This is a genomic window from Variovorax sp. MSC1_012, from assembly GCF_023667525.1.
Taxonomy (GTDB): Bacteria; Pseudomonadota; Gammaproteobacteria; order Burkholderiales; family Burkholderiaceae_C; genus Variovorax; species Variovorax beijingensis_B.
In genome coordinates this window covers 861031-885577 of record NZ_CM174443.1, presented here as the reverse complement: position 1 = coordinate 885577, position 24547 = coordinate 861031, and the positions used below count along the sequence as shown (strand labels likewise).

At 67.5% G+C, this 24547-nt stretch carries 21 protein-coding genes; 3 read left to right on the top strand and 18 right to left on the bottom strand.

Annotated features, from left to right (window positions below):
* Positions 1 to 20 precede the first annotated feature (20 nt).
* The 14 genes from apeE to glpD form a co-directional block, all read right to left on the bottom strand.
* Positions 21 to 299, bottom strand: coding sequence for an ApeE family acyl carrier protein (apeE, locus tag L1081_RS04095; RefSeq protein WP_489416858.1), 279 nt, complete (start codon positions 297 to 299; stop codon positions 21 to 23).
* Positions 293 to 1450, bottom strand: coding sequence for an ABC transporter permease (locus tag L1081_RS04090; protein ID WP_489415305.1), 1158 nt, complete (start codon positions 1448 to 1450; stop codon positions 293 to 295). The genes apeE and L1081_RS04090 overlap by 7 nt, the downstream gene beginning before the upstream one ends.
* Before the next feature lie 8 nt (positions 1451 to 1458).
* A complete protein-coding gene (locus L1081_RS04085) occupies positions 1459 to 2367 on the bottom strand; it encodes an ATP-binding cassette domain-containing protein (protein WP_489415304.1) in 909 nt (302 codons plus the stop codon).
* 227 nt (positions 2368 to 2594) lie between these two features.
* A complete protein-coding gene (gene darH / locus L1081_RS04080; protein WP_489415303.1) occupies positions 2595 to 3575 on the bottom strand; it encodes a BtrH-related acyltransferase DarH in 981 nt (326 codons plus the stop codon).
* A complete protein-coding gene (locus L1081_RS04075) occupies positions 3572 to 3967 on the bottom strand; it encodes a DarG family dialkylresorcinol biosynthesis protein (protein ID WP_489415302.1) in 396 nt (131 codons plus the stop codon). Before L1081_RS04075 ends, darH begins: the two co-directional genes overlap by 4 nt.
* A 35-nt stretch (positions 3968 to 4002) precedes the next feature.
* A complete protein-coding gene (locus L1081_RS04070; protein ID WP_489415301.1) occupies positions 4003 to 5136 on the bottom strand; it encodes a StlD/DarB family beta-ketosynthase in 1134 nt (377 codons plus the stop codon).
* Complete coding sequence (locus tag L1081_RS04065; protein WP_489415300.1) at positions 5126 to 6106, bottom strand: dialkylresorcinol condensing enzyme; 981 nt, start codon at positions 6104 to 6106, stop codon at positions 5126 to 5128. Before L1081_RS04065 ends, L1081_RS04070 begins: the two co-directional genes overlap by 11 nt.
* A 161-nt stretch (positions 6107 to 6267) precedes the next feature.
* A complete protein-coding gene (locus L1081_RS04060; RefSeq protein ID WP_489415299.1) occupies positions 6268 to 7998 on the bottom strand; it encodes an ABC transporter substrate-binding protein in 1731 nt (576 codons plus the stop codon).
* Between the two features lie 100 nt (positions 7999 to 8098).
* On the bottom strand, positions 8099 to 8407 hold the full coding sequence (locus L1081_RS04055) for a DUF2160 domain-containing protein (RefSeq protein WP_145747295.1): 309 nt from the start codon (positions 8405 to 8407) through the stop codon (positions 8099 to 8101).
* A gap of 14 nt (positions 8408 to 8421) precedes the next feature.
* Complete coding sequence (locus L1081_RS04050; protein WP_145747294.1) at positions 8422 to 9234, bottom strand: carbohydrate ABC transporter permease; 813 nt, start codon at positions 9232 to 9234, stop codon at positions 8422 to 8424.
* A 303-nt stretch (positions 9235 to 9537) separates the two neighbouring features.
* Positions 9538 to 10428: a carbohydrate ABC transporter permease gene (locus L1081_RS04045; RefSeq protein WP_124961111.1), complete on the bottom strand. Its 891-nt coding sequence runs from the start codon at positions 10426 to 10428 to the stop codon at positions 9538 to 9540.
* A gap of 145 nt (positions 10429 to 10573) precedes the next feature.
* Entirely contained in the window at positions 10574 to 11644 is a 1071-nt protein-coding gene (locus tag L1081_RS04040; protein WP_489415298.1) for an ATP-binding cassette domain-containing protein, read from the bottom strand.
* 1 nt (position 11645) lies between these two features.
* Positions 11646 to 12719, bottom strand: a complete 1074-nt coding sequence (locus tag L1081_RS04035) for an ATP-binding cassette domain-containing protein (protein WP_489415297.1) — start codon at positions 12717 to 12719, stop codon at positions 11646 to 11648.
* On the bottom strand, positions 12719 to 14392 hold the full coding sequence (gene glpD, locus L1081_RS04030) for a glycerol-3-phosphate dehydrogenase (RefSeq protein ID WP_489415296.1): 1674 nt from the start codon (positions 14390 to 14392) through the stop codon (positions 12719 to 12721). Before glpD ends, L1081_RS04035 begins: the two co-directional genes overlap by 1 nt.
* 121 nt (positions 14393 to 14513) lie before the next feature.
* Here glpD and L1081_RS04025 point away from each other — a divergent pair, with 121 nt between their 5' ends.
* Both L1081_RS04025 and glpK read left to right on the top strand, forming a co-directional pair.
* Entirely contained in the window at positions 14514 to 15281 is a 768-nt protein-coding gene (locus L1081_RS04025) for a DeoR/GlpR family DNA-binding transcription regulator (protein WP_018907393.1), read from the top strand.
* A gap of 362 nt (positions 15282 to 15643) precedes the next feature.
* Positions 15644 to 17137 (top strand): glycerol kinase GlpK, encoded by a 1494-nt coding sequence (gene glpK, locus L1081_RS04020; protein WP_489415295.1) that lies wholly within the window; start codon positions 15644 to 15646, stop codon positions 17135 to 17137.
* Positions 17138 to 17157: 20 nt separating this feature from the next.
* On the opposite strand, the gene L1081_RS04015 is transcribed toward glpK, so the two are convergent.
* Entirely contained in the window at positions 17158 to 17619 is a 462-nt protein-coding gene (locus tag L1081_RS04015; RefSeq protein WP_489415294.1) for an SH3 domain-containing protein, read from the bottom strand.
* A 206-nt stretch (positions 17620 to 17825) separates the two neighbouring features.
* Between L1081_RS04015 and L1081_RS04010 the strand changes: the two genes are divergently transcribed.
* Positions 17826 to 19496 carry a sulfatase-like hydrolase/transferase gene (locus tag L1081_RS04010; RefSeq protein ID WP_489415293.1) on the top strand — a complete coding sequence of 557 codons (1671 nt, stop codon included), beginning with the start codon at positions 17826 to 17828 and terminating at the stop codon, positions 19494 to 19496.
* A 24-nt stretch (positions 19497 to 19520) separates the two neighbouring features.
* Here L1081_RS04010 and L1081_RS04005 read toward each other — a convergent pair whose 3' ends face one another.
* From L1081_RS04005 to L1081_RS03995, 3 genes are all read right to left on the bottom strand, one after another.
* Positions 19521 to 20477, bottom strand: coding sequence for an alpha-E domain-containing protein (locus tag L1081_RS04005; protein WP_012748499.1), 957 nt, complete (start codon positions 20475 to 20477; stop codon positions 19521 to 19523).
* Between the two features lie 11 nt (positions 20478 to 20488).
* Positions 20489 to 21982 carry a circularly permuted type 2 ATP-grasp protein gene (locus tag L1081_RS04000; protein WP_489415292.1) on the bottom strand — a complete coding sequence of 498 codons (1494 nt, stop codon included), beginning with the start codon at positions 21980 to 21982 and terminating at the stop codon, positions 20489 to 20491.
* A 91-nt stretch (positions 21983 to 22073) separates the two neighbouring features.
* Positions 22074 to 24539: a DNA internalization-related competence protein ComEC/Rec2 gene (locus tag L1081_RS03995; protein WP_489415291.1), complete on the bottom strand. Its 2466-nt coding sequence runs from the start codon at positions 24537 to 24539 to the stop codon at positions 22074 to 22076.
* Positions 24540 to 24547: the final 8 nt, after the last annotated feature.

The following is a 24547-nucleotide window of genomic DNA, read 5'->3' as shown; positions in this document are numbered from 1 at the left end:
GTGCACCCCTGGCGCTGCGCTCATGCCTTGCCCGCTTGCACCAGGTGGTCGGCCAGGTGGACGATGGAGGTGAGCGCGCGGCGCGTTTCCTTGCTGTCGGGCATGCGCACGCCAAAGCGCTGCTGGATCGTCATCGACACCTGCAGCGCGTCGAGCGAATCGAGGTCGAGCCGGGCCTCCGGCCCGAACAGCGGCTCGTCGTCGCCAAGGCCGCCCGGCGGCGCGTCCTTTTCGACGGCCTCGAGCACCATGGCCTTCAGGCTGGCAATGAATTCAGCGGAATGGGAGTGGGTCACGATGCGCGCCTGCGAAACAGAAAGACGGCCAGAAGGAACATGGCTGCCGCAAACACCACGAGCCGGCCGACCTGCGGCAGCGTGTCGGCCACGCCGCCGCCGCGCAGCAGCACGGTGAGCAGCGCCTCCAGCCCCCAGTTCATCGGCGAGATCTCGACCAGCCGCTGCATGAAGCCCGGCATCACGAACTTGGGCACCATGATGCCGCCCGCCGCCGCCATCAGCACATTGACCATCGGCCCGATGGTGGCAGCCTGCGCATGGCTGCGCACCGCGCATGCGAGCGCCAGCGACAGGCTCACCGCGGCCAGGCTCACGGCCGCCAGCGCCAGCACCAGCGCGCCCCAATGGATGCCCGCGAGCGAAAGCGCGTCGCCACCGATCAGCGGCATCAGCCAGATGCCGGCGGCCAGCATCAGCACGGCCTGCAGCGCGTTCACGCCCAGGTAGGGCAGCGCCTTCGACATCAGCAGCATGACGCGTGACACGCCCAGGCTGCGCAGCCGGCCCAGCGCGCCCGAGCCGCGTTCCTGCACGAACAGGCTGGAGAGCGAAGCGACCACGAAGAACATGCCGAACACCAGCCATGCCGGCACGTTCTGCTGCACCGAAGTGGGCCGCGGCCCGGCGGTGGCATAGCGCTCGGCCTGCACCAGCGCCTGGATCGATGCGCCCGGCGGCGGGCCCGAGGTGCCGGGCACCGCCAGCGCCAGGCGCGCCTTCAGTTCGCCGGACGCGCCGACGAGTTCGGCCCGCAGCGCGTTGAACAGGTTGGCGTCGATGCCCGGCTCCGTCAGCAGCCGGATGTGGGCCTGGGTCGACAGCGCGGCCGATTCGAGTTCCTCTGACAGGCCGGGCTCCAGCACGATCACGTACTTGAGTGCGCCGCTCTTCAACTGCGCCTGCCAGTCGGCATCGAGCGCCTTGGGTGCGCCGTGGCTGCGCTGCCAGATCTGCTGCAGCCATTGCGCCGGCGTCCCGGTGTCGCGCCGGTCGACCGCATAGCTCAGTTCGGCCAGCGGCGGGCGGTAGATGTCCTTCAGCGTGAGCGACATCAGCACGATGAAGACCATCGGCATCAGGAACAGCGCCGCCAGCCCGTGCATGTCGCGCACGAGTGCGAGCAGTTCCTTCCTGATGAGCGCGAAGAGCATGGCGTTCTTCAGTCGCGCAGCGAGCGATGGGTGAGCGCCATGAAGAGCTGCTCGAGATCGTGGCGGCCGAACTCGGCGTGGCGCACCTCGATGCCTTCGGCCTCCAGGGCCTGCAGCACGGGACCGGGCCCGGTACCTTCGCGCAGGTGGATGCGCCAATGCACGCCGCCCTGCTCCACCGTACCGAAGCGCGAGAGCATCTGCGCGTCGAGCCCGTCGGCCGCCAGCGTGAGCAGCATGGCGCTCTTCGACAGCAGCTGTTCGAGCGAGCCTTCGCGCAGCACGCGGCCATGGTCGAGGATGGCCACGCGGTCGGCGATGGCCTCGATCTCTTCCATGTAGTGCGAGGCGTAGATCACCGCCGCGCCCTGCTGCGCCAGGCTCTTGATGGCATCGAGGATGAAGGCGCGCGACTGCGGATCGACGCCCACCGTGGGCTCGTCGAACAGCATCAGCTCGGGCTCGGGCAGCAGCGCGATGGCCAGGTTGAGGCGGCGCTTGAGGCCGCCCGAGAGCCGCTCGGCGCGCACGCCGGCAAACTGTTCGAGCTGCGCAAAACGCGTGCAGGCCTCGATGCGCTCCTTCTTGCGCGCACCGGCGAGGCCGCCCGCCGCGGCGAAGCATGCGAGGTTCTCGGCCACGGTGAGCATCGGATAGAAGGCCTGGTCCTGCGGCGCGACCGCGATGCGCGTGGGGGCCTTGGCGCGCACCTGCTGCAGCGGCTGGCCGTCGATGCGGATCTCGCCCGACTGCACCGCGAGCGCACCCGAGAGGTGCGAGATCAGCGTGGTCTTGCCCGCGCCGTTGGGGCCGAGCAGGCCCATCACGCAGCCTCGGGGCACCGCGAGCGAGACGTCGACCAGCGCGGCGGCGTCGGCGTGCGGATAGCGGTAGCCGAGGTTCTTCAGTTCCAGCATTGGGGTGCAGCTGAGCGCTGTTGTTCTTGTTCGGAGCGCTGCTGTTCGGGGCGCGTGCACAACTGATCAACGACCGCTCTGTCCAACGCTCCCGTCGATGGGGTGCCTTGCGCAGCGAAATAAAGGAGGAGCCGAAGGCGGGGGACATTCGCTTCGCCGCGTACCCCGTCGGCGGGAGCGCGCCCTGAATGTCCTTCCACGCGACGAACGGAAAAACAAGACTCCATTCAGGCAACAGCGGCCTTGAGGTCGCGAAAGAATGTCTCTTCCTGCTGCGCCTGCTCGCGCAGCTTGCCGGCCAGCGCCGCGGGATCGACCGGCTCGCGCCCCTTCACCATGCGCGCCGCTTTCAACGCGAAGGCGCGCCAGCCGTCGCCGATGGCGATGAGCCGTTCGGACATCTGCTGCAACTGCGGCTTGTCGAGCAGTTGCGCCGCCTCCTGCAGGAAGCCCGCGTAGATGAAGCGGAAACCCGCGCCGCCCGTGCCGATTTCTTCCTGCATGCGCACCACGTGGCCGATGAAGTCGACGCTGCGCGGATCACCCGGCGGCAGCTTCTGCATGCGCCTGGCCAGCGTGCGCATGCCGCGCACGCCGACGATCGGAACCGGTGCAAGCATGGTGCGCACCGTCTTGCGGATCGCCTTGGTCACCGAGGCCGCATCGACCGTCTTGCGCTCGATCGCCTGCGGGTAGTACATGAGGCCCTTGGGCGCGAGCACGCCCTTGGCGAAGCGCGCACGCGAAAGATCGGCGCTGGCGCAGCGCACCGGCTCTTCGAACACCGGGTCGCTGATCAGGTAGTCGTCGCCGTCCTTGCCGTACACCAGCAGGTTGTGCGCATTGAAGTGGAAGCGCATGTTGGGCGGAAAGTACGGCAGCCAGTAGACCGAGGTCTGCAGCCCCACGATCTGCCCGCCCGCAAGCAGTGCATCGAGACGCTGCGCGCCGGCCTCGGCGCTGCGGAAGGTCTCGAAGCGAAAGCGCGCGGCCATCGGCGCCAGGAGGCCCTTGATGATGGCCTTGGGCGGCATGCGGTACGAGATGAGCGGCAGGCCCGAGAGCTTGATGAAAGGCAGGTAGGCGAAGGACAGCGCCGACGACAGGCCGAGCGCCATGCTCTCGGTCATGGGCACGCCGTGGTGGCGCATCAGGTTCGAGATGACGCCGCTTTCGCAATGCGCCGCTTGCTGGTGTTCGAATTTCACGGCAGGCCCTGCAAGGTGGAAACGGGAAGCCCCAGCGCCTCGGAATAGCGCGCCAGGTGCTTCTGGGGCAGCGCCGCGAAGTGCTTCGGCTTCAGGTGGCGCCGCACGCGCCATTGCCAGAAGCCGCTGGTCTGCGAGAGCAGCGCCACGTCCATGCGGCGCTCGTACATCCAGTATTCGAGCGGCGACGCGAGCCCGCGGGCCACGCGTTCCCTGGCGTCGCGGGCCTGCTCGACCAGCACGTCGACCGCATGGCTGGTGACGATTTCCTCCGCCTCCCAGCCGCGCGAGCGGGTGGTGACCACGCGGCCCTGCGCGTCGCGCGCGTACATGAGCTTGGCGTGGCCGTCGAGCGTGGCGTTGCCTTCCTGCGGAACAGCATCGAGGTCCATGTCAGGCCTTCCGGCGAGTTGTGGCGTGGTTCATGTCACACGGCCTCCATGTAGATGAAGCCACTCGAGAAGCGGCCGCTTTCGGGCACGAACATCAGCAGCTTGTGGCCGGGCTCGATGCGGCCCGAGCGGAACAGTTCGTCGAGCATGATGTAGGGCGACGCCGATCCGGTGTTGCCCTTGGTCGCGAGGTTGCTGAACCAGCGCTCGCGCGGAATCGCAAAGCCCATCGACTCGAGGCAGCGGCTCACGGGCTCGACGAAATAGCCGGACGACAGGTGCGGCAGGAACCAGTCGACGTCCGCCGCCTTCAGGCCGCGCTTCTCCACGATGGCTGCCAGCGGCTCGCCCAGCGTGGCGCGCACGATGTTCTCGTTGAGCAGGCGCACGTCCTGCTTGACCGCGAAGGTCGACTCGCGCCGCCAGTCTTCGGGGTCGGTGCGCGCCCAGCCGTCGAGCCCGCCCGCGGCATTCTTGTCGGCGCCCGCATACATGCACACCGGCAGCTCGTGCGCGGCGGAAGACAGGTCGATCCATTCCACGCGCAGCGACAGCGGGCCGCGCGGCTCGCGCTCGAGCAGCACCGCGCCGGCGCCGTCGGAAAGCATCCAGCGCAGGAAGTCCTTCTCGAAGGCGAGTTCGGGCCGCTCCTCGAGCGCTTCGAGCTTGTGTTCGAGCTCGGCTTCGAAGCGGGAGCCGCGCATCACGGCCGAAGCCAGCTCCGAGCCGGTGGCCACCGCGCGCCGCGCATCGCCCGAGCGCACCGAGAGCCAGGCGTGCTTGAGCGCCGTGGTGCCCGCCAGGCAGATGCCCGCGCAAGCCACCACCTCGAGCCGCGGCCAGCCGAGCTCGCCATGCACCATCACCGCGTGGTTGGGCATCAACTGGTCGGGCAGCGAGGTGCCGGTGACGAGGCAGTCCACCGGGCCGGTGTCGCCGAGCGCCCGGATGGCCTCGGCGGTGAGCTGCGCATTGCTCATGGCGAGCCGGCCGGTGGCCCGGTCGATCGCGTAGTGGCGCGACTGGATGCCGTTGCTGCGGAGAATCAGCCGCCGCGCGCGCGAGGCCTTGCCGCCGATGCGGCCGAGGACGTCTTCGATGTCTTCATTGCTGACCGGGGAAAAGGGCAGGAAGGCGGCGGTGCGGGTCAGGAAGACTTCAGTCGTCATAGAGGGGGAAACGGTCCGTGGCCGAGCCCGAGGGGCGTTCGAAGCTGGCTGTCATTTTAGTCAGCCACCCCTTGAACAGCGGCCGCAGCAGCGCCTGGAGGCTCAGGCTCACCGGGACGACCGTGACAATCAGCACGAGCAGGAACACCACGTAGAGCAGCAGCAGCGGCTTGCGCTGCCAGGCGCCGGGCCGGCCCGCCGCCATGATCAGCTTGCCCCAGAGGAAAAAGCTGCGCGTGCCGGCCTTTTCGCTGATGAGAAGCCGCGCATCGGCCCGCACCGCGCCCAGGCCTGCGAGCAGCGGCTGCGATCCGCGCTCCCGGTCGCCATGCAGCGCCTCGCGCAGCGCCCGGCCGAAACGGCCCGCGCCCCGGATCTGTGCGTCGCTCAGGCCGGCATCGGGCATGCCCCAGAAACCGCGCTTGCGGCCCCAGATCAGCCAGGCCGGCGTGGTGAAGAAGGTGGCCAGCGTCGGGCCGGGATCGGTGAACACCACGTTGTCGATCAGGCGCGCGCCCGCCGCGTCGAGCAGGCCCTTGAGCTTCTCGTGGGCCAGCAGCCACATGTTGCGGCAGGCGATGACCGTGACCACCGGCTTGCCCTCGAGCAGGCGCTGCGCCAGCGGATGCTTCAGGAAGGCGACGACCGGCTGCGACGGCGCCAGGAACCACACCTGGTACGGCAGGATGACGAGGTCGAAATCCTCGTCGCCCGTGAGCGAGAGCGGCGCCAGCGGCGGCGGCTTCATGTGGGCCGACTCCGGGAACGCGTCGAAGAAGGTCAGGAACGGCCACGGGAACGGAAAATCCGCCTCGGGGCGCAGGGTTTCGACGTGCACGGAGATCCCCGGATCGGCCCTGAGCGGCGCGACGATCTGCTCGGCGACGCTGCCGAGCTGGCCGGTCTGCGAATAGTGGATCACCAGGACACGCTTGGTGCGCGCGGCGGGGCTGGAAATGCTTGAGTTCACTTGCTGGGGCGAGGCGGGGGCCGTCGAATGTAAGCCAACCGTCGCACTGGCGCATCTGCCATTGGTCATGCCGTCGCGTCGATCCCACGAATGGACGAAAAAAAGGGCCGCACCCTTCGGCGCAGCCCTTCGTCGGACGCTGTTCGGCAAGAAGCAGCCGCTCAGCGCGCCTTGCCTTCCTTCCAGGCTGTCAGCATCTTGCTGTACTCGATGGTCTCGCCCTTGGGCTTCTCGTTGGCCAGCTTCTTCCACGGGGCATTCTTGTCGCTGAGCCACTTGTTCGGATCGCCCTTGGCATTGAGCTTGGGCGCGCAATGGGCCATGCCGGCGCGCTGCAGGCGGGCCATCACGTTGTCCATCTCGTCGGCCAGGTTGTCCATCGCCTTCTGCGGGGTCTTCTCGCCCGTCACGGCCTCGGCCACGTTCTTCCACCAGAGCTGCGCGAGCTTCGGATAGTCGGGCACGTTGGTGCCGGTAGGCGTCCATGCCACGCGGGCCGGGCTGCGGTAGAACTCGACCAGGCCGCCGAGCTTGGGCGCCATGTCGGTCATGGCCTTGCTCTGGATGTCCGATTCGCGGATCGGGGTCAGGCCCACGATGGTCTTCTTGAGCGAAACGCTCTTGGACGTGACGAACTGGGCGTAGAGCCAGGCGGCGGCCGTCTTGTTGGCGTCATGGCCGTTGAAGAACGACCACGAACCCACGTCCTGGTAGCCGTTCTGCATGCCCTGCTTCCAGTACGGGCCGTTGGGGCCGGGCGCCATGCGCCACTTGGGCGTGCCGTCCTCGTTCACCACGGGCAGGCCCTTCTTGGTCATGTCGGCGGTGAAGGCCGTGTACCAGAAGATCTGCTGCGCGATCTGGCCCTGCGCCGGCACCGGGCCGGATTCGCCGAAGGTCATGCCCATGGCTTCCTTGGGCGCGTATTTCTTCATCCAGTCGATGTACTTGGTGAGCGCGTACACGGCGGCCGGCGAATTGGTGGCGCCGCCGCGTGCCACGGAGGCACCCACCGGCGTGCACTTGTCGTCGGCCACGCGGATGCCCCACTCGTCGATGGGCATGCCGTTGGGGTTGCCGATGTCGGCGGTGCCGGCCATCGAGAGCCATGCATCGGTGAAGCGCCAGCCGAGCGACGGGTCCTTCTTGCCGTAGTCCATGTGGCCGTAGATCGGCTTGCCGTCGATGGTCTTCACGTCGACGCTGAAAAACTCGGCGATGTCCTCGTAGGCGCTCCAGTTCAGCGGCACGCCCAGGTCGTAGCCGTACTTGGCCTTGAACTTGTCCTTCAGGTCCTTGCGGTCGAACAGGTCGGCGCGGAACCAGTAGAGGTTGGCAAACTGCTGGTCGGGCAGCTGGTAGAGCTTGCCGTCGGGCGCGGTGGTGAACTTGGTGCCGATGAAGTCCTTGATGTCCAGGCCCGGGTTGGTGAACTCCTTGCCCGCACCGGCCATGTAGTCGGTCAGGTTCATCATCTTGCCGTAGCGGTAGTGCGTGCCGATCAGGTCGGAGTCGGAAATCCATCCGTCGTAGATCGACTTGCCCGACTGCATCGAGGTCTGCAGCTTCTCGACCACGTCGCCTTCCTGGATCAGGTCGTGCTTCACCTTGATGCCGGTGATTTCCTCGAAGGCCTTGGCCAGCGTCTTCGATTCGTATTCATGCGTGGTGATGGTTTCGGACACCACCGAGATCTCCTTCACGCCCTTCGCCTGCAGCTTCTTGGCCGCATCGATGAACCATTTCATCTCGGCAGCCTGCTGGTCCTTGCTGAGCGTGGATGGCTGGAACTCGCTGTCGATCCATTTCTTGGCCTCGGGCTCTGCGGCCCATGCACCCTGCGCGGCGAACATCGCCGCTGCCATTGCCAATGCCGTGTAGCGCATCTTCATGAATGTGTCTCCTCGGTTGAAAGCTTCCCCGGTTTTTTCGATCGCGGCTCCGGGGAGGCGGAGAGCCGGTCGCGTCTAAAAAGAAATCGTTGGCCCTGGCCTAGCCCTTGCGCATCACCAGCGCCAGAAGAAACATCGACAGCACGAAGCTGATCCAGATCGAGGGCTCGGCCTCCAGGCTCAGCCATTCCTGGAACTTGCCGGCCAGGCCGATGAAGACCAGGTTCACATAGGCCGCGGCCAGCAGCCCGATGAAGAGCCGGTCGCCGCGCGTGGTGGCAATCGGCAGCCAGCCGCGCCGCATGGTGGTGGGCGACTTGAACTCCCACACCGTCATGCCGACCAGCATGAGCGCGATGCAGATGAAGAAAACGGCCACCGGGGTGGTCCAGACCATCCAGTCGAACATGTTTTTCCCTCCTCTTAGACGCGGCCCATCGCAAAGCCTTTTGCGATGTAGTGGCGCACGAACCAGATCACGATGGCGCCGGGCACGATGGTGAGCACGCCGGCAGCGGCCAGCGTGGCCCAGTCCATGCCGGAGGCGCTCACGGTGCGCGTCATCGTCGCGACGATGGGCTTGGCGTTCACGCTGGTGAGCGTCCGCGCGAGCAGCAGCTCGACCCAGCTGAACATGAAGCAGAAGAACGCCGCCACACCCACGCCGGCCTTGATGAGCGGCAGGAAAATCTTGACGAAGAAGCGCGGGAACGAATAGCCGTCGATGTAGGCCGTCTCGTCGATCTCGCGCGGAATGCCGCTCATGAAGCCTTCGAGGATCCACACCGCCAGCGGCACGTTGAAAAGCAGGTGCGCGAGCGCCACGCCCAAGTGGGTGTCCATCAGGCCGACGGTGCTGTAGAGCTGGAAGAACGGCAGCAGGAACACCGCGGGCGGGGTCATGCGGTTGGTCAGCAGCCAGAAGAAGACATGCTTGTCGCCCAGGAACGAGTAGCGCGAAAACGCATACGCCGCCGGCAGCGCCACGGTGAGCGAGATCACGGTGTTGATGGCCACGTAGATCAGGCTGTTGATGTAGCCCGAGTACCACGACTCGTCGGTGAAGATGCGCGCGTAGTTGGCCCAGGTGAGCTCGTGCGGAAAGAACGAGAAGCTCGAGACGATTTCCTCGTTCGTCTTGAAGCTCATGTTGACCATCCAGTAGATGGGCAGCAGCGCGAACAGGATGTACAGCACCAGGAAGATGCTGCGCTTGCGGAATCTCTTTTCGTTCATGTCAGTGGCTCCAACGCGCATGTTCGGGGTACTTCTGTTCAGGGCGGGTGCACAGGCCACCGGGTACTCCCCTCCGCGAATGTCCCCCGCCTTCGGCTCCTCCTTTATTTCGCTGCGGGGAGCACCCGATGCCCTGCGCACGATGAGCGCGGTCGTTGTGCTGGCCGATCAACGACCGCTGCGCATGACGATCACGCCGATGGGGTGCCTTGCGCAGCGAAATCAAGGAGGAGGCCGCAGGCCGGGGGACATTCGCGGAGCAAGGTACCCCGTCGGCGGGAGCGCGCCCCGAAAAATGGCTGTTCATTTCTCCACCTCCGCTTCCTGCGTACCCACACGCTGCATCCAGTTGTAGAGCACGAAGCAGAACAACAGGATGATCAGGAAATAGATCAGCGAAAAAGCAGCCGCCGGCCCCAGGTCGAACTGCCCCACGGCCTTCTGCGTGAGGTACTGGCTCAGGAAGGTGGTGGCATTGCCCGGCCCGCCGCCCGTGAGGACGAAGGGCTCGGTGTAGATCATGAAGCTGTCCATGAAGCGCAGCAGCACCGCGATCATCAGCACGCCGCGCATCTTCGGCAGCTGGATGTAGCGGAACACCGCGAACTTGCTCGCGCCGTCGATGCGCGCGGCCTGGTAGTAGGCGTCGGGAATCGAGCGCAGGCCGGCAAAGCACAGCAGCGCCACCAGCGGCGTCCAGTGCCACACGTCCATCACCAGCACCGTGAGCCACGCGTCCGTCGCGCTGCCCGTGTAGTTGTAGTCGATGCCCAGCTTCTGCAGCGCATGGCCCAGCAGGCCGATGTCGGCACGGCCGTAGATCTGCCAGATGGTGCCGACCACGTTCCAGGGAATGAGCAGTGACAGCGCCACCACCACAAGCACCGCGGAAGACTTCCAGCCCTTGGCCGGCATCGACAGCGCCAGGCAGATGCCCAGCGGAATCTCCACCAGCAGCACCGACAGCGAAAAGCCCAGCTGGCGCCACAGCGCCTGGTGCAGCTCGTCGTCGCGCATCACCGAGGCGAACCATTCGGTGCCGACGAACACGCGCCGGTCTGGCGAGATGATGTCCTGCACCGAATAGTTGACCACCGTCATCAGCGGCACGATGGCCGAGAAGGCCACGCAGATCAGCACCGGCAGCACGAGCCACCAGGCCTTTTGATTGATGGGCTTGTTCGTAGCGTTCATGGCTTGGCTCCTCCCCCTTCCGGGGGAAGGTTGGGATGGGGGCAGGCAGAGCGCCCGATGGAGGCGCCGCTTGCCCCCACCCCGGCCCTCCCCCGAAAGGGGAGGGAGAAAGACAAAGGCACCACGCTGCCTGTGATCGGGGTGTTCATGCCACCAGCTCCTCGTCCTTGTAGTAGCAGGTGTGGGTGTCGAGCACCCGCAGCCACACGGTGTCGCCCACTGCCGGCGGCTGGTCGTCCGAGTGCAGGCGCACCTTGACCACGCCGCCGTCGACCTCGGCGCTCAGCATCGCGTGCGTGCCGACGTCCTGCACCTGCTTCACCACGGCCGGCACGGCGCCGGCCGCGCCCGCATTCGACAGGCGCAGGTACTCGGGGCGGATGCCGATCTTGAGCGTGCCCTGCGGCAGTTCGCGCGTCGGCACGAGCGGCGTGCCTGCCACCTCGAGCGCGCCGTTCGCGCTCTTCGCCGAAAGAAAGTTCATGCCCGGCGAGCCGATGAAGTGCCCGACGAAGGTGTGCGCCGGCCGCTCGAACAGCGCCTCGGCGCTGCCCACCTGCACGGCCTTGCCGCGCGTCATCACCACCACCTCTTCGGCGAAGGTGAGCGCTTCGACCTGGTCGTGCGTGACGTAGATCAGCGTGAGCTTGAGCTCGCGGTGGATCTGCTTGAGCTTGCGGCGCAGCTGCCACTTGAGGTGCGGATCGATCACCGTCAGCGGCTCGTCGAACAGCACGGCCGAGACGTCGCTGCGCACCAGGCCGCGGCCGAGCGAGATCTTCTGCTTGGCGTCGGCCGCAAGGCCCGAGGCGCGCTGGTTCAGCTGGCCGCTCATGTCGAGCATCTCGGCAATCTCGCCCACGCGCTTCCTGATCTGGTCTTCGGGCACCTTGCGGTTGCGCAGCGGAAACGCGAGGTTCTCGGCCACCGTCATGGTGTCGTAAATCACCGGGAACTGGAACACCTGCGCGATGTTGCGCTCCTGCGGCGTGGCGCGCGTCATGTCGCGGCCGTCGAAGGTCACCGTGCCCTGCGACGGCACCAAGAGGCCCGAGATGATGTTGAGCATGGTCGTCTTGCCGCAGCCCGAGGGGCCGAGCAAGGCGTACGCGCCGCCGTCGCGGAAGCTCATCTTGAGCGGCAGCAGCGCATAGTCGCTATCCTGCGTCGGGTTGGGACGGTAGGCGTGGGCCAGGTCGAGATCGATGCGTGCCATGTCAGCTTCCTTTGCGCCATGCCGGCGCGAGCGCCAGCTTTTCGCCGGCATCGAACACATAGGCTTGCGAAGCGCTGAAGTACAGCGTGATCGGCGCGCCCAACTCGAAGCGGTGCACGCCGGTGAGCTGCGCCACCAGTTCGCCGACCGCCGTCTCGACGTGAACGAAGGTGTCGGAGCCCGAGATCTCGGCCAGCTCCACCTTGCCGGGCAAGGCGATGTCGCCCTCCCCCGCGTCCACGTTCAATGCGCTCGCGCGCAGGCCGACGGTGACGGCGCCCGAGACGCTTGCAGGCACGGCCAGTGCCAGCGACGGGCCGCCCGCGAGCTGCACTCGGCCGGCTGTTGCGGTGCCGGCCAGCAGGTTCATCGGCGGATCGCTGAAGGCGCGCGCCACGCGCAGCGACTGCGGCGCATGGAACACCTCGGCGGTCGGGCCGTATTGCAGCAGTTCGCCCTCGTCCATCACGGCCGTGTAGCCGCCCAGCAGCAGCGCCTCGCCGGGTTCGGTGGTGGCGTAGATGACCGTCGAATCACCGGTGGCGAACAGCTGCGTGAGCTCTTCGCGCAAGCCTTCGCGCAGCTTGTAGTCGAGATTCACCAGCGGTTCGTCGAGCAGCATCAGCGGCGCGTTCTTGGCCAGTGCGCGCGCCAGCGCCACGCGCTGCTGCTGCCCGCCCGACAGCTCGGCCGGCAGGCGGTCGAGGAACATGCCGATGTGCAGCTTGTCGGCCAGCGCCTTCACGCGCGCCTCGACGTTCTTCTCGCCGCGCAGCCTGAGCGGCGAGGCGATGTTGTCGGCCACCGTGAGCGACGGATAGTTGATGAACTGCTGGTACACCATGGCGACGTTGCGCTCGCGCACCGGCATGCCGGTCACATCCTTGTCGTCGACCAGCACGCGGCCGGTGCTGGGCGTGTCGAGCCCCGCCATCAGGCGCATCAGGCTGGTCTTGCCGGCCTGCGTGGCACCCAGCAGCACGGTGACCGCGCCGCTCCTGGGCGCGATGCTCTGCTCGTAGAGCCAGGTCTGCGCGCCGACCTTCTTGGTGACGCGCTCCAGAGTCAATTGCATCAGCGCTCCCCGTTGATCATGTAGCTGTTGTTGGTGGTGCGCGCCTGCAGCCAGGCGGCCACCTGCCGGCGCTCGTCGGCCGTGTAGCGCAGGCCGAGCTTCGACCGGCGCCAGAGCACGTCGTCGGCGCTCACGGCCCATTCGTTCTCTTGCAGAAAGCGCAGCTCGCGCTCGTGAAGCCCCGGCGCCACGGCTTCGCCCATGTCTTCCATGGACTGGGCATCGCCGAGCAGCTCGGCCACGCGTGCGCCGTAGGCACGTGCCAGGCGGCGCGCGAGCGGCGCGTCCAGCCATGCATGGCGCGCCTGCACCGCGGCCACGAAGCGTTCGAAATCGTCGTCGGGCCGCGTGGCGGCGCCGATCCATGCGGAAAGATCGCCGCCGGCCAGGAAGGCGCCATCGGTCCAGGGCGGACGCTGCGCACTCGACTGTCCGAGCATCTTGCCGACCTCGTCGGCCGCGTCCTCGGCCAGCTTGCGGAAGGTGGTGATCTTGCCGCCCCACACCGACAGCAGCGGCGCCGCCGTGGTGTTCGACTCGAGCATGTAGTCGCGCGTGACGGCCGACGGATCGCCCGACGCGTCGTCGAGCAGCGGGCGCACGCCCGAATAGGTCCAGACCACGTCGGCCGGCTTGACCGGCTTGTCGAAATAGCGGCTCGCCTGCAGGCAGAGGTAGGCGATTTCTTCCTCGGCGATGCGCGCCGCGCCGGGATCGTCGCCATTCAGCTCGATGTCGGTGGTGCCGATCAGCGTGAACTCGTCCTGGTAGGGAATCGCGAAGATGATCCGCTTGTCGGGGTTCTGGAAGATGTAGGCATGGTCGTGCTCGAACAGGCGCGGCACCACGATGTGGCTGCCCTTGACCAGCCGCAGGTGCCGCGTGGCCAGCGGCTCGCCCTTGGCCGACTGCGCCACGCCACGCAGGAACGATTCCGCCCACGGCCCCGCGGCATTGACCACGGCGCGCGCGCGCACCACACGGATGCTGCCGTCGGCGGCTTCGAGCGTGGCCGTCCAGCCATCGGCGTCGCGCTGCGCATGCACGCAGCGCGTGCGCGTGAGCACCTCGGCGCCGCGCGCCCTGGCGTCGATGGCGTTGAGCACCACGAGCCGCGCATCGTCGACCCAGCCGTCGGAATAGACGAAGCCGCGCTTGAACTGCGGCTTGAGCGGCGCGCCGGCCGCATGGCTGCGCAGATCGATGCTGCGCGAGCCCGGCAGCACTTCGCGCCTGGCGAGATGGTCGTACATGAACAGGCCGATGCGGATCATCCAGGCCGGCCTCATCGAAGGGTCGTGCGGCATCACGAAGCGCAGCGGCCACATGATGTGCGGCGCGCTCTTGAGCAGCACCTCGCGCTCCTGCAGCGCCTTGCGCACGAGCGAGAACTCGTAGTACTCCAGATAGCGCAGCCCGCCGTGGATCAGCTTGGTGGAGGACGACGAGGTGTGCGAGGCGAGATCGTCCTTCTCGCACAGCACCACGCGCCAGCCCCGGCCGGCCAGGTCGCGCGCAATGCCGCAGCCGTTGATGCCGCCGCCGACGATCAGCACGTCGCAATCGGTTGCCGGCGAAGGCGGATTGGAGGAGAAATCGCTCACAGAAGATGGGCCCGTTGGTTCATGACTTCGATCACGGAAGGGCGCCATTGTATTTTCGCGTCTTTTCATTTGGATTCCTTTTGACGCGATTTTCCTCCGAGTTTTCCCTTAGTAAGATTCGTTTTCGTTCGTTTTAAAGTGGCACGGCCTGTACTCTCTGGAGAGTCTTCCCGCTTTCCACGACGTTTCCGTGAACTCCAATCCGCGCCAGATCAATCTTCTCGATACCGTGCGCACGCGCGGCTCGGTCACCGTCGAGCAGTTGGCCGACATGCTGGGCGTCACGCTGCAGACGGTGCGACGCGACGTGCAGCGGCTGGCCGACCAGGGATTGCTCACGCGCTTTCATGGCGGCGTGCGCGTGCCGAGTTCCACCACCGAGAACATCGGCTACCAGCAGCGCGAAACGCTGCACGCGGAGGGCAAGGCGCGCATCGCGCGGCGCGTGGCCGAGCTGGTGCCCAACGATTGCTCGCTGATCCTCAACATCGGCACCACGACCGAGGCCATCGCCAAGGCGCTGCTGCGCCACACGGGCCTGCGCGTGATCACCAACAACCTGAACGTGGCGACCATCCTGAGCGGCAACACCTCGTGCGAGGTGATCGTGGCGGGCGGCTCGGTGCGACCGCGCGACCGCGCGATCGTGGGCGAGGCGACCATCGATTTCATCCGCCAGTTCAAGGTGGACATCGCGCTGATCGGCGTGTCGAGCATCGAGCCCGACGGTTCGCTGCGCGACTTCGACCTGCGCGAGGTGAAGGTGGCGCAAACCATCATCGCGCAGGGGCGCGAGGTGTGGCTGGCAGCGGACGCGAGCAAGTTCAACCGGCCCGCGATGATTCAGCTGGGCACGCTGTCGCAGATCGACCGGCTGTTCACGGATGCGGAGCCGCCGGCGCCTTTTGCGGATCTGCTGCATGCGGCGCAGGTTCGGCTCGAGATTGCGCGCGATTGAAGATGGAACCTTGCTTCTCTTCTGTTGTGCGGTTGGCGCTGCGTTCAGGGCGCGCTCCCGCCGACGGGGTACCTTGCTCCGCGAATGTCCCCCGGGCTTCGCCCTCCTCCTTTATTTCGCTGCGCAAGGCACCCCATCGACGTGATCGTTGGAACGAGCGGTCGTTTATCGGCGGTTCACCGAGAGCGTGCCCAGGTGCACAGAGCATCGGGTGCTCCCCGCAGCGAAATCAAGGAGGAGGCCGAAGGCCGGGGGACATTCGCGGAGGGGAGTACCCGGTGCTCTGTGCACACGCCCTGAACAACAAGAACAACAGCGCCAGGAACAAATGACATGACCCGACCCCGAGGACCACTCAAGCCATGACCTACCTGCTCGCCCTCGACCAAGGCACTTCGAGCTCCCGCAGCATCGTGTTCGACCGCGAAGGCCGAATCGTCGCCATCGCGCAGAAGGAACTCACGCAAATCTATCCGCGCCCCGGCTGGGTCGAGCACGACCCGATGGAGATCTGGCAGAGCCAGCTTGCCACCGCACGCGAAGTGCTCGTCAAGGCGAAGCTTCAGGCCACCGACATCCACGCCATCGGCATCACCAACCAGCGCGAGACCACCCTGCTGTGGAACCGCAAGACCGGCCAGCCGGTACACCACGCCATCGTCTGGCAGGACCGGCGCGCCGAACCGATGTGCGCGCAGCTGCGCGAGCAAGGCATGACCGCCACCATCCAGGAGAAGACCGGGCTCGTCATCGATGCCTATTTTTCCGGCACCAAGCTGCGCTGGCTGCTCGACAATGTGCCCGGCGCACGCGCGCAGGCCGAGGGCGGCGAACTCGCCTTCGGCACCGTCGACAGCTGGCTCATGTGGCAGCTCACCGGCGGCAAGGTGCACGTCACCGACGTGAGCAACGCTTCGCGCACCATGCTCTTCAACGTGCACCGCAACGAATGGGATGCCGACCTGCTCAAGGCGCTCGACATTCCCGCCGCGCTCATGCCCCGGGTGCAGCCGTCGAGCTCGCACTTTGCCGACACCGATGTCGCCCTGCTCGGCCGCGCACTGCCCATCGGCGGCGTGGCTGGCGACCAGCAGAGCGCCCTCTTCGGCCAGGCCTGCTTTGCGGCCGGCATGGCCAAGAATACCTACGGCACCGGCTGCTTCCTGCTGATGCACACCGGCGGAGAATTCCAGCCCTCGCACAACGGCCTGCTCGTGACCAGCGCCGCGCAGACCGACGCCACGCCCCAGTACGCGATGGAAGGCAGCGTCTTCGTCGGCGGCGCCGTGGTGCAGTGGCTGCGCGACGGCCTCAAGGCCATCAAGGGCAGCGCCGAAGTGCAGTCGCTCGCCGAAAGCGTGCCCGACGCGGGCGGCGTGATGATGGTGCCGGCCTTCACCGGACTGGGCGCACCTTACTGGGACGCCGACGCGCGCGGCACCATCACCGGCCTCACGCGCGGGACCACGGTGGCGCACATTGCGCGCGCCGCGCTCGAGAGCATCGCCTACCAGAGCGCGGCGCTGCTGCAGGCCATGAGCCGCGACGCGGTCGCGGCCGGCGGCACGCCCGTGGCCGAACTGCGCGTGGATGGCGGCGCCAGCGTGAACGACCTGCTGATGCAGTTCCAGGCCGACCTGCTGGGCATTCCCGTGGTGCGGCCCGAAGTGATCGAGACCACCGCGCTCGGCGCCGCCTACCTTGCGGGCCTGTCGACCGGCGTCTACAGCGACGCGCGGCAGCTGTCGAAACTGTGGAAGGTGGAGCGGCGCTTCATGCCGACCATGGGCCGCGCGCAAGCCGAGGAGTCGATGGCGCGCTGGGAACGCGCGGTGCGGCAGGCCACGGCGACCTGAGGCCTGCTGACAGCGCCAGCTTACCAGCCCCAGACCAGGCGCCGCGCCACCCAGCCGGTGCCGCCGCCTTCGTGCCGGACCTTGACCCAGTCGCCCCGGCGCTCGAGCGTGCGCAGCACGTCGCCATAGACCGCCCGCTTCACCACCGGGCTGCGCGTGCTTGGAGACCTGCGCAGGACGGCCACCTTCGCCTTCACCACATGGTGCGGCGTCTTGCCGGTCATCGGGCGGTAGACCCATGCCTTGTCGTTCTCGAAGTCGCTGACCCGCAGCCAGTCGCCCTTCCTGCCGATGACGCGGAACGGGTAGCCCTTGCCCACGGTCCAGTGCGCTTCGTAGCGCTGGCCCGGACCGGTGCGCATGTTCAGGGTCTTGGCCGCGGAACTGACCATCTGCCGCTCGGCGGCGAATGCGGACGGCAATGCCATCCACGAGAGAACGAATGCGAGGAGCAGCGCGGGCAGTCGGCTGGATCTGGACATGGAGCGGGGGTTCCTTTCTATCGGGCTTCAAGAAGAATGCCCGGCGATGCCGGGCGAGCCCGTCTGGGCCCGCGAGACGCAATAAGTTCCGTCGGGATATCCCGCAGTGCCGCGCCAAAGACCCCGTCGCAGCCCGGACTCTGGCAGGCACCGCGCACGCCCCGGGGCAAAATGCGCCCGCCCTTCCGACCTCCCGCTTTGCACGATTGACCACCCTCCACTCAGAAGCGTCCGCTGCCCGGAACGCCTCGCACCGGCACCCCCTGTTCCCCTGCGGCGCGGTCGGCGCCACGCTGCTGGCACTCATCGCGCTGGGCCATGACGGCCGGCGCATCGCGCAGCTCGCGGTGCTCGCCGCGCCGATGGTGCTGTGGCTCGCGTGGCCGCTGCGCAGCGCACGGCTGCGGCGCGTGCGCGCAGGATGCGTCTGGCTCTGGGCCATGGGCTTCGCGCTCGACGGCGTGATGCGTGCCTACCTGCTCGACACCTACCAGGCGGCACCCGATGGGGCCATGGTGCTGGGCGCCGTGGCCAATACCAATGCGCGCGAAAGTACCGAATACCTGAGGATGCATTGGCGATCCGCCGTCGTCTGGTCGATGGCAGTGCTGGCCGCCGGCATGCTGGCGGCGGTGTTCGTGCGGCGCGGTGCGGTGGCGGCTTCGGTTTCGGCATCGCCTGGCTCGCGCATGCATCTGCCTTTCTGGCTGAAATCGCTGGTGTTCGCCGTGCTGCTGCTCGCCTGCCTGGCCTACGCGAGCAAGCCATGGCGCCGACTTCACCCTGCGGTCTTCTGGACCCAGTGGTCGCATTCGGTCCAGGCGCTGCGCGCCGCATGGGCCGACCAGCAGCAGGTGCGCGACCGCATGATGGCGCGCGCCAGGGAGATCGCGCCCGTGCCGTCGGAGGCCGGTCCGTCGACGGTGGTGCTGGTGATCACCGACAGCATCAACCGCGACAACATGGCGCTCTATGGCTACGGCCGCCCCACCACGCCGCGCCTGCTGGCGCACAAGGCGCAGGCCGGTGGCCAGATGGCCGTGCTGCGCCATGCATGGTCGGCGGATGCAAGCACCCTGCCCGCGCTGCGCAACATGTTCCACTTCGGCCTGCCCGAGAGCGAGAACCCGCCGCACCTGCTGGCGCTGGCACGCGCCGCCGGCTACAAGGTCTGGTGGATCAGCAACCACGACGACCTGGCCATCGAGCAGCAGCATGCGCGTTTCGCCGATGTGGTGGACATGGTGAACCGCACGCCCGGCCGCGCCAGTGCCTCGCTGGACGGCGAGATCCTCGACTGCGTGCAGGAAGCGCTGCAGGACGCGGGCACCGACCGCAAGCTGATCGTGGTTCACCTCATGGGCGCACATCCGCACTACAGCCTGCGCTTTCCCGAGAACGCCAATCCGTTCGACGACGACATCGACGCGGTCGAGACCGGCCTGGTGAAGGACGGCCGGTCGGCCTGGGTACGCCGCTTCCGCCAGGAGTACGACGCCGCGCTGCTGTATCACGATTTCGTGGTGTCCGAGCTTTTACAGCAGACGCGCAGCACGGGCCAGCCGAATGACTACCGTGCGTGGATCTACCTGTCGGACCACGGCCAGGAAGTGGGGCATGGCAGCGACCGTGCGGGCCACAGCCCTTCGACCGCGTCGGGCTACCGCATTCCGGCGGTGATCTGGCGCAACCGGCAGGCGCTGCCGGACGGCACCGCGCAGCAGCAGCCCTTTCGCGCCGACTGGACGGCCTGGACCCTGATGGACCTGCTCAAGATTCGCTGGAGCCACCAGATGCCGGAGCGCAACGTGCTGGACGCTGCGTATCGCTGGCAGCCGCCGAAGATCCCGGTGACCGTCGAGTCGTTCTCGCGCTGACGACGGCCCGCCGGGGTGGCCTGGTCAGTGCGCCGGCACCAGGAAGTCCTGGCTGATCCGCCCGCCGAGTTCGTTCACCCGGTCGAGGAACTGCGTGAGGTAGGCATGCAGCCCGGTCGCGAGAATCTCGTCGACGCGCGCGTACTGCAGGTCGGCCAGCAGCTTGCCGGCGCGTCGCTGGGTTTCGGCGCTCTGCTCGTTCTGCACCTTGGCGAGGTTGTTCACCACTTCGACCAGGCTCGCATGCAGCGAGCGCGGCATGTCGGCGCGAAGAATGAGCAGCTCGGCCACGCGCTCGGGCTTGATCACGTCGCGGTACACCTTGCGGTACACCTCGAAGGCCGAGACGCTGCGCAGGATCGCGCTCCAGTGATAGAAGTCGTACTCCTGGTCTTCTTCCGTGGCGGTGCCGAAGAATTCGCTGTTGAGCGCGTGGAACTTCACGTCCACCAGCCGCGCGGTGTTGTCGGCGCGCTCCAGAAAGGTGCCAAGGCGCGAGAAGTAGAACGCCTCGTCCTGCAGCATGGTGCCGAGCGTGACGCCGCGCGACAGGTGCGAGCGGAACTTGACCCATTCGAAGAACTGCGCCGGGTCGCGCTCGAAATCGCCGGCGCGCAGCATGCGGTTGACTTCGAGCCAGGTGGTGTTCTGCGTTTCCCAGGCTTCGGTGGTGAGCGCGCCGCGAACCGCCCGCGCATTCTCGCGCGCGGCCTTGAGGCACGAAAGGATCGAGGACGGATTGCTCTCGTCCTTGACCATGAACTCCATCACGTCGTGCGGCGTGATCTGCTCGTACTTCTTGTTGTACGAAGGCAGCAGCTCGCTGATGGAAAGCACGCCCTGCCAGCCGTACTTGGCCACTTCGGCCGACTGGGGCAGCAGCGAGGTCTGGTAGTTGACGTCGAGCATGCGGGCGGTGTTCTCCGCGCGCTCGGTGTAGCGGGACATCCAGTAAAGATGATCGGCGGTGCGTGACAGCATCGTTTGTGCTCCTACGATTGGCTTTGCGACTGTGCCGCCTTGTTGGGCCGGGGGGCGCGGTCGGCTTCGAGGATCCAGGTGTCCTTGGTGCCGCCGCCCTGCGATGAATTGACCACCAGCGAGCCCTCCTTGAGCGCCACGCGCGTGAGGCCGCCGGGCACCATCTGAACTTCGCTGCCTGAAAGCACGAAGGGGCGCAGGTCGATGTGGCGCGGGGCAATGCCGGCATCGACGAAGGTCGGCGAGGTCGACAGGCTCAGCGTGGGCTGCGCGATGTAGCCGTCGGGCTTGGCGATCACGGCTTTCTTGAAGTCCTCGATCTCAGCCTGCGTGGCGGCCGGGCCGATCAGCATGCCGTAGCCGCCGGCGCCGTGCACCTCCTTGACGACCAGGTCCTTCATGTTGTCGAGCGTGTACTGCAGCTCGTCCTTGTTGCGGCACATGTAGGTGGGCACGTTCTTCAGGATCGGCTTTTCGCCGAGGTAGAACTCGACCATCTTGGGCACGTAGGGGTAGATCGACTTGTCGTCGGCCACGCCGGTGCCCACGGCATTGCAGATGACGACGTTGCCGTCGCGGTAGGCGCGCATCAGGCCCGCGCAGCCGAGCGTGGACGTGGGGCGGAACACCTCGGGGTCGAGGAAGTCGTCGTCGACGCGGCGGTAGATCACGTCGACGCGCCGCGGCCCGCGCGTGGTGCGCATGTAGACGAAGTTGTCCTTCACGAACAGGTCCTGCCCCTCGACCAGTTCGACGCCCATCTGCTGGGCAAGGAAGGCATGCTCGAAGTAGGCGCTGTTGTACATGCCGGGCGTGAGCACCACCACCGTGGGCTCGGCCGTGGCGGCCGGCGCGCTGGCGCGCAGCGTCTCGAGCAGCAGGTCGGGGTAGTGCGCCACGGGCGCGATGCGGTTCTGGTTGAACAGCTCGGGGAAGAGCCGCATCATCATCTTGCGGTTCTCCAGCATGTAGCTCACGCCGCTGGGCACGCGCAGATTGTCTTCGAGCACGTAGTACTCGCCGTTGCCCTGGGCATCGGGCGCGCGCACGATGTCGATGCCCGAGATGTTGGAGTACACGTTGTGCGGCACGTTGACGCCCATCATCTCGGGGCGGAACTGCGCGTTGTGGAGGATCTGCTCGGCCGGAATGATGCCGGCCTTGATGATTTCCTGGTCGTGGTAGACGTCATGCAGGAAGCGGTTGAGCGCCGTCACGCGCTGCACCAGTCCCTTTTCCATGCTCTCCCACTCGTGGGCGGGAATGATCCGCGGCAGCAGGTCGAACGGGATGAGCCGCTCGGTGCCGGAACCGTCCTCGTCCTTGGCGCCGTACACCGCAAAGGTGATGCCGACCCGGCGGAAGATCATTTCCGCCTCTTCGCGCCGCGATCGCATCACCTCGCCGGGTTGCTTCGCGAGCCATTGGTCGTAGCGCTTGTAGTGCTGTCGGATCGCAGCCCCCGCATAGGGCAACTGCTCATACATCTCGTCGAATTTGTGCATGGAACGACCAATCTCCTTGAGCCATAGCTTAGCAAGTTCGAGGCCAGTGAAAGCCCTATGTTGAGGCGAAACACCGCGCCGCCGCCCGCTTTCACGGCAGGCGGTGGTGCCAATAGCGGGCATTGCGCTCCCGTTCGCAGCCGACTTCGGCCGGTTCCTGGCTGCGCCACAGCGCGGCGCCGCAGGGCACGCTCTCGACCAGCTTCACGCCCTGCTCGGCATAGCGCTCGACCACTTCCGGGGCCGGGTGGCCGAAACGGTTGCGGTAGCCCGCCTGGACCAGCGCGATGCGCGGGCGCACCGCTTCGAGGAACAGCGCGCTCGACGAAGTCTTGCTGCCATGGTGCGGCGCGAGCAGCACGTCGGCGAGCAGATCGGCCGTGCGCGACACCAGCGCGGCCTCCTGCAGGCGCTCGATGTCGCCGGCCAGCAGCACCGTGGCGCGGCCGTTGGCGATGCGCAGCACGCAGGAAATGGCATTGGGCTTGGTGAACGACAGATAGTCGGCCGGCGCCGGGTGGAGAACCTCGAAATCCACCCCATCCCAGTTCCAGCGCTGGCCCGCCTCGCAGCGCCGGGCCGGCCGTACCGACTGCAACGGGTGCGCGGCTTCGATCGAGCTCAACAGCTTCGCCTGCGGCTGCATCGCGAGCACCGCGGGCGCGCCGCCGGTGTGGTCGCTGTCGCGGTGGCTCAGCACCAGCGTGTCCAGCCGCTCATCGAAGGCGCGCAGCAGCGGCACGAGCACGCGATGGCCGGCGTCGCTCTCGAGGCTGTAGCGCGGGCCCGCGTCGTACAGCAGGCTGTGCGTTGCGGTGCGCACCAGCACCGCGTTGCCCTGCCCGATGTCCGCGGCCAGCAGTTCGAACTGCCCCATGGCCGGCCGGGGCGCGTGCCAGAGCAGCACCGGCAGGAGGAGCGGCAGGCCCAGCGTGCGCAGCGACCACGGCAGCCGCATGGCGAGCAGGACGCCGCCCGCCACGCCGCAGGCCGCCATCCATACAGGCGGCGCCGCCATCGAGAGCGTGGCATACGGCAGTGCGGCCAGCCACCTCAGCAGCACGGCCAGCGCCTGCACGGCCCATGCGGCCAGCGTCCACAGAGGCGCCGCCACGGTGCCCAGCATTGCCAGCGGCGTGACCACCAGCGTGACCCAAGGGATGGCCACTGCATTGGCCAGCAGGCCCACCACCGACACCTGCTGGAAAAGCAGCAGGCTCAATGGCGTCAGCGCCAGCGTGATCACCCATTGCTCGCGGAAGAACGCCAGCAGCCGGGCCGATCTGCCCGCCGCCTCCTCGGCCGGCCGCATGAAGCCGGTCGCGAACAGGATGCCGACCGCCACGAAGCTGAGCCAGAAACCGGCCTGCATCAGCGCCCACGGGTCGACGGCCACCACCACCGCCGCGATCAGCAGCCAGACATGGGGCCATGGCCAGCGCCGCCCCGTGAGCCGCAGCAGCGCCGCGGTCGCGAGCATCCACACCGTGCGCTGCGAAGGCACGCCCCAGCCGCTGAAAAGCGCATAGAGCCCGGCAAGCAGCACGCCGCCGGCCAGCGCGGCCTGCGGCGCGGGAACGCGAAGCATCAGTCGGCCGCTGCACCGCCAGAGCGCACCCACCACATGCGCGGCGAGCCAGGCGAACATGGTGATGTGCAACCCCGAGATCGACATCAGGTGCGCCACGCCGGTGGCGCGAAAGACATCCCAGTCGCTGCGATCGATGGCGCTTTGGTCGCCGGTGACGAGTGCGGCGATGACGCCCGCCTGCCGCGCGTCGGCCACGCGCTCGAACACCGCGTCGCGCACCGCCTCCCGCGCACGCTCGACGGGATGCAGCCACGTGGATTGCAGATGTGCCGGCGCGGCGTCGCGGGCACCGGTTCGCACATAGCCGCTGGCGTGCACGCCCTGCTCCCAGAGCCACAGTTCGTTGTCGAAACCATGCGGATTGAGATTGCCGTGCGGCGCCTTGAGCCGCACCGTGAGGCGCCAGCGTTCGCCGGCATGCAGCGCAGCCGCATCGCCGGCTGCGGCACGGCCTTCCGTCGCGCGTCCCCAAAGAGCGCTGTCCTCGCGGTACCAGCCGAGCGCGATGCGCGCCGGAACGCGCGGCGCAGCCCCGGCGCGCCCGTCAGCCCAGCGCGCCGACTCCACATCGAGCCGAAAGCGCGTGCCGCCCTCGTTGCGCTGGGGCATCTGCGCGACCACGCCCACCACCTGCAGGTCGCGGCCTTCGAGGGCCGGGTCCAGTGCGCCCCCTGCATAGGCCACCGCGCGCCAGCCCGCGAGCCCGCCGGCGGCAAGCGCACCGCAGGCCAGCGCAAGGACGATCGCAAGCCCTGCCGGCATGCGCCATGCGCGAAGCGGCCGGCGCCATCGGCGCGACAGTGCCGCCATGCCGGCCAAGCCTGCGAAGAGTAGCGCCGCATAGGCACCCGCGCTCCACAGCCTCGGCTGGTGCAACTGCAAGGCCGCGCCGAGCAGCGATCCGCCCAGCGCAGCAAAGGCCCACGATGCGGCAACGGCGCCGCCGGACGCGTGCGCCGGCCTCACCGGCAAAC

Excerpts from the sequence above, each read along its gene's own strand:
- L1081_RS04015 (WP_489415294.1), bottom strand. The coding sequence starts at position 17,619 with ATGTCCAGATCCAGCCGACTGCCCGCGCTGCTCCTCGCATTCGTTCTC.
- glpD (WP_489415296.1), bottom strand. The coding sequence starts at position 14,392 with ATGAAAAGACGCGAAAATACAATGGCGCCCTTCCGTGATCGAAGTCAT.
- L1081_RS04045 (WP_124961111.1), bottom strand. The coding sequence starts at position 10,428 with ATGAACGCTACGAACAAGCCCATCAATCAAAAGGCCTGGTGGCTCGTG.
- L1081_RS04075 (WP_489415302.1), bottom strand. The coding sequence starts at position 3,967 with ATGGACCTCGATGCTGTTCCGCAGGAAGGCAACGCCACGCTCGACGGC.
- L1081_RS04005 (WP_012748499.1), bottom strand. The coding sequence starts at position 20,477 with ATGCTGTCACGCACCGCCGATCATCTTTACTGGATGTCCCGCTACACC.
- glpK (WP_489415295.1), top strand. The coding sequence starts at position 15,644 with ATGACCTACCTGCTCGCCCTCGACCAAGGCACTTCGAGCTCCCGCAGC.
- L1081_RS04085 (WP_489415304.1), bottom strand. The coding sequence starts at position 2,367 with ATGCTGGAACTGAAGAACCTCGGCTACCGCTATCCGCACGCCGACGCC.
- L1081_RS04040 (WP_489415298.1), bottom strand. The coding sequence starts at position 11,644 with ATGGCACGCATCGATCTCGACCTGGCCCACGCCTACCGTCCCAACCCG.
- L1081_RS04050 (WP_145747294.1), bottom strand. The coding sequence starts at position 9,234 with ATGAACGAAAAGAGATTCCGCAAGCGCAGCATCTTCCTGGTGCTGTAC.
- L1081_RS04000 (WP_489415292.1), bottom strand. The coding sequence starts at position 21,982 with ATGCACAAATTCGACGAGATGTATGAGCAGTTGCCCTATGCGGGGGCT.
- L1081_RS04055 (WP_145747295.1), bottom strand. The coding sequence starts at position 8,407 with ATGTTCGACTGGATGGTCTGGACCACCCCGGTGGCCGTTTTCTTCATC.
- L1081_RS04090 (WP_489415305.1), bottom strand. The coding sequence starts at position 1,450 with ATGCTCTTCGCGCTCATCAGGAAGGAACTGCTCGCACTCGTGCGCGAC.
- L1081_RS04035 (WP_489415297.1), bottom strand. The coding sequence starts at position 12,719 with ATGCAATTGACTCTGGAGCGCGTCACCAAGAAGGTCGGCGCGCAGACC.
- L1081_RS04060 (WP_489415299.1), bottom strand. The coding sequence starts at position 7,998 with ATGAAGATGCGCTACACGGCATTGGCAATGGCAGCGGCGATGTTCGCC.
- L1081_RS04070 (WP_489415301.1), bottom strand. The coding sequence starts at position 5,136 with ATGACGACTGAAGTCTTCCTGACCCGCACCGCCGCCTTCCTGCCCTTT.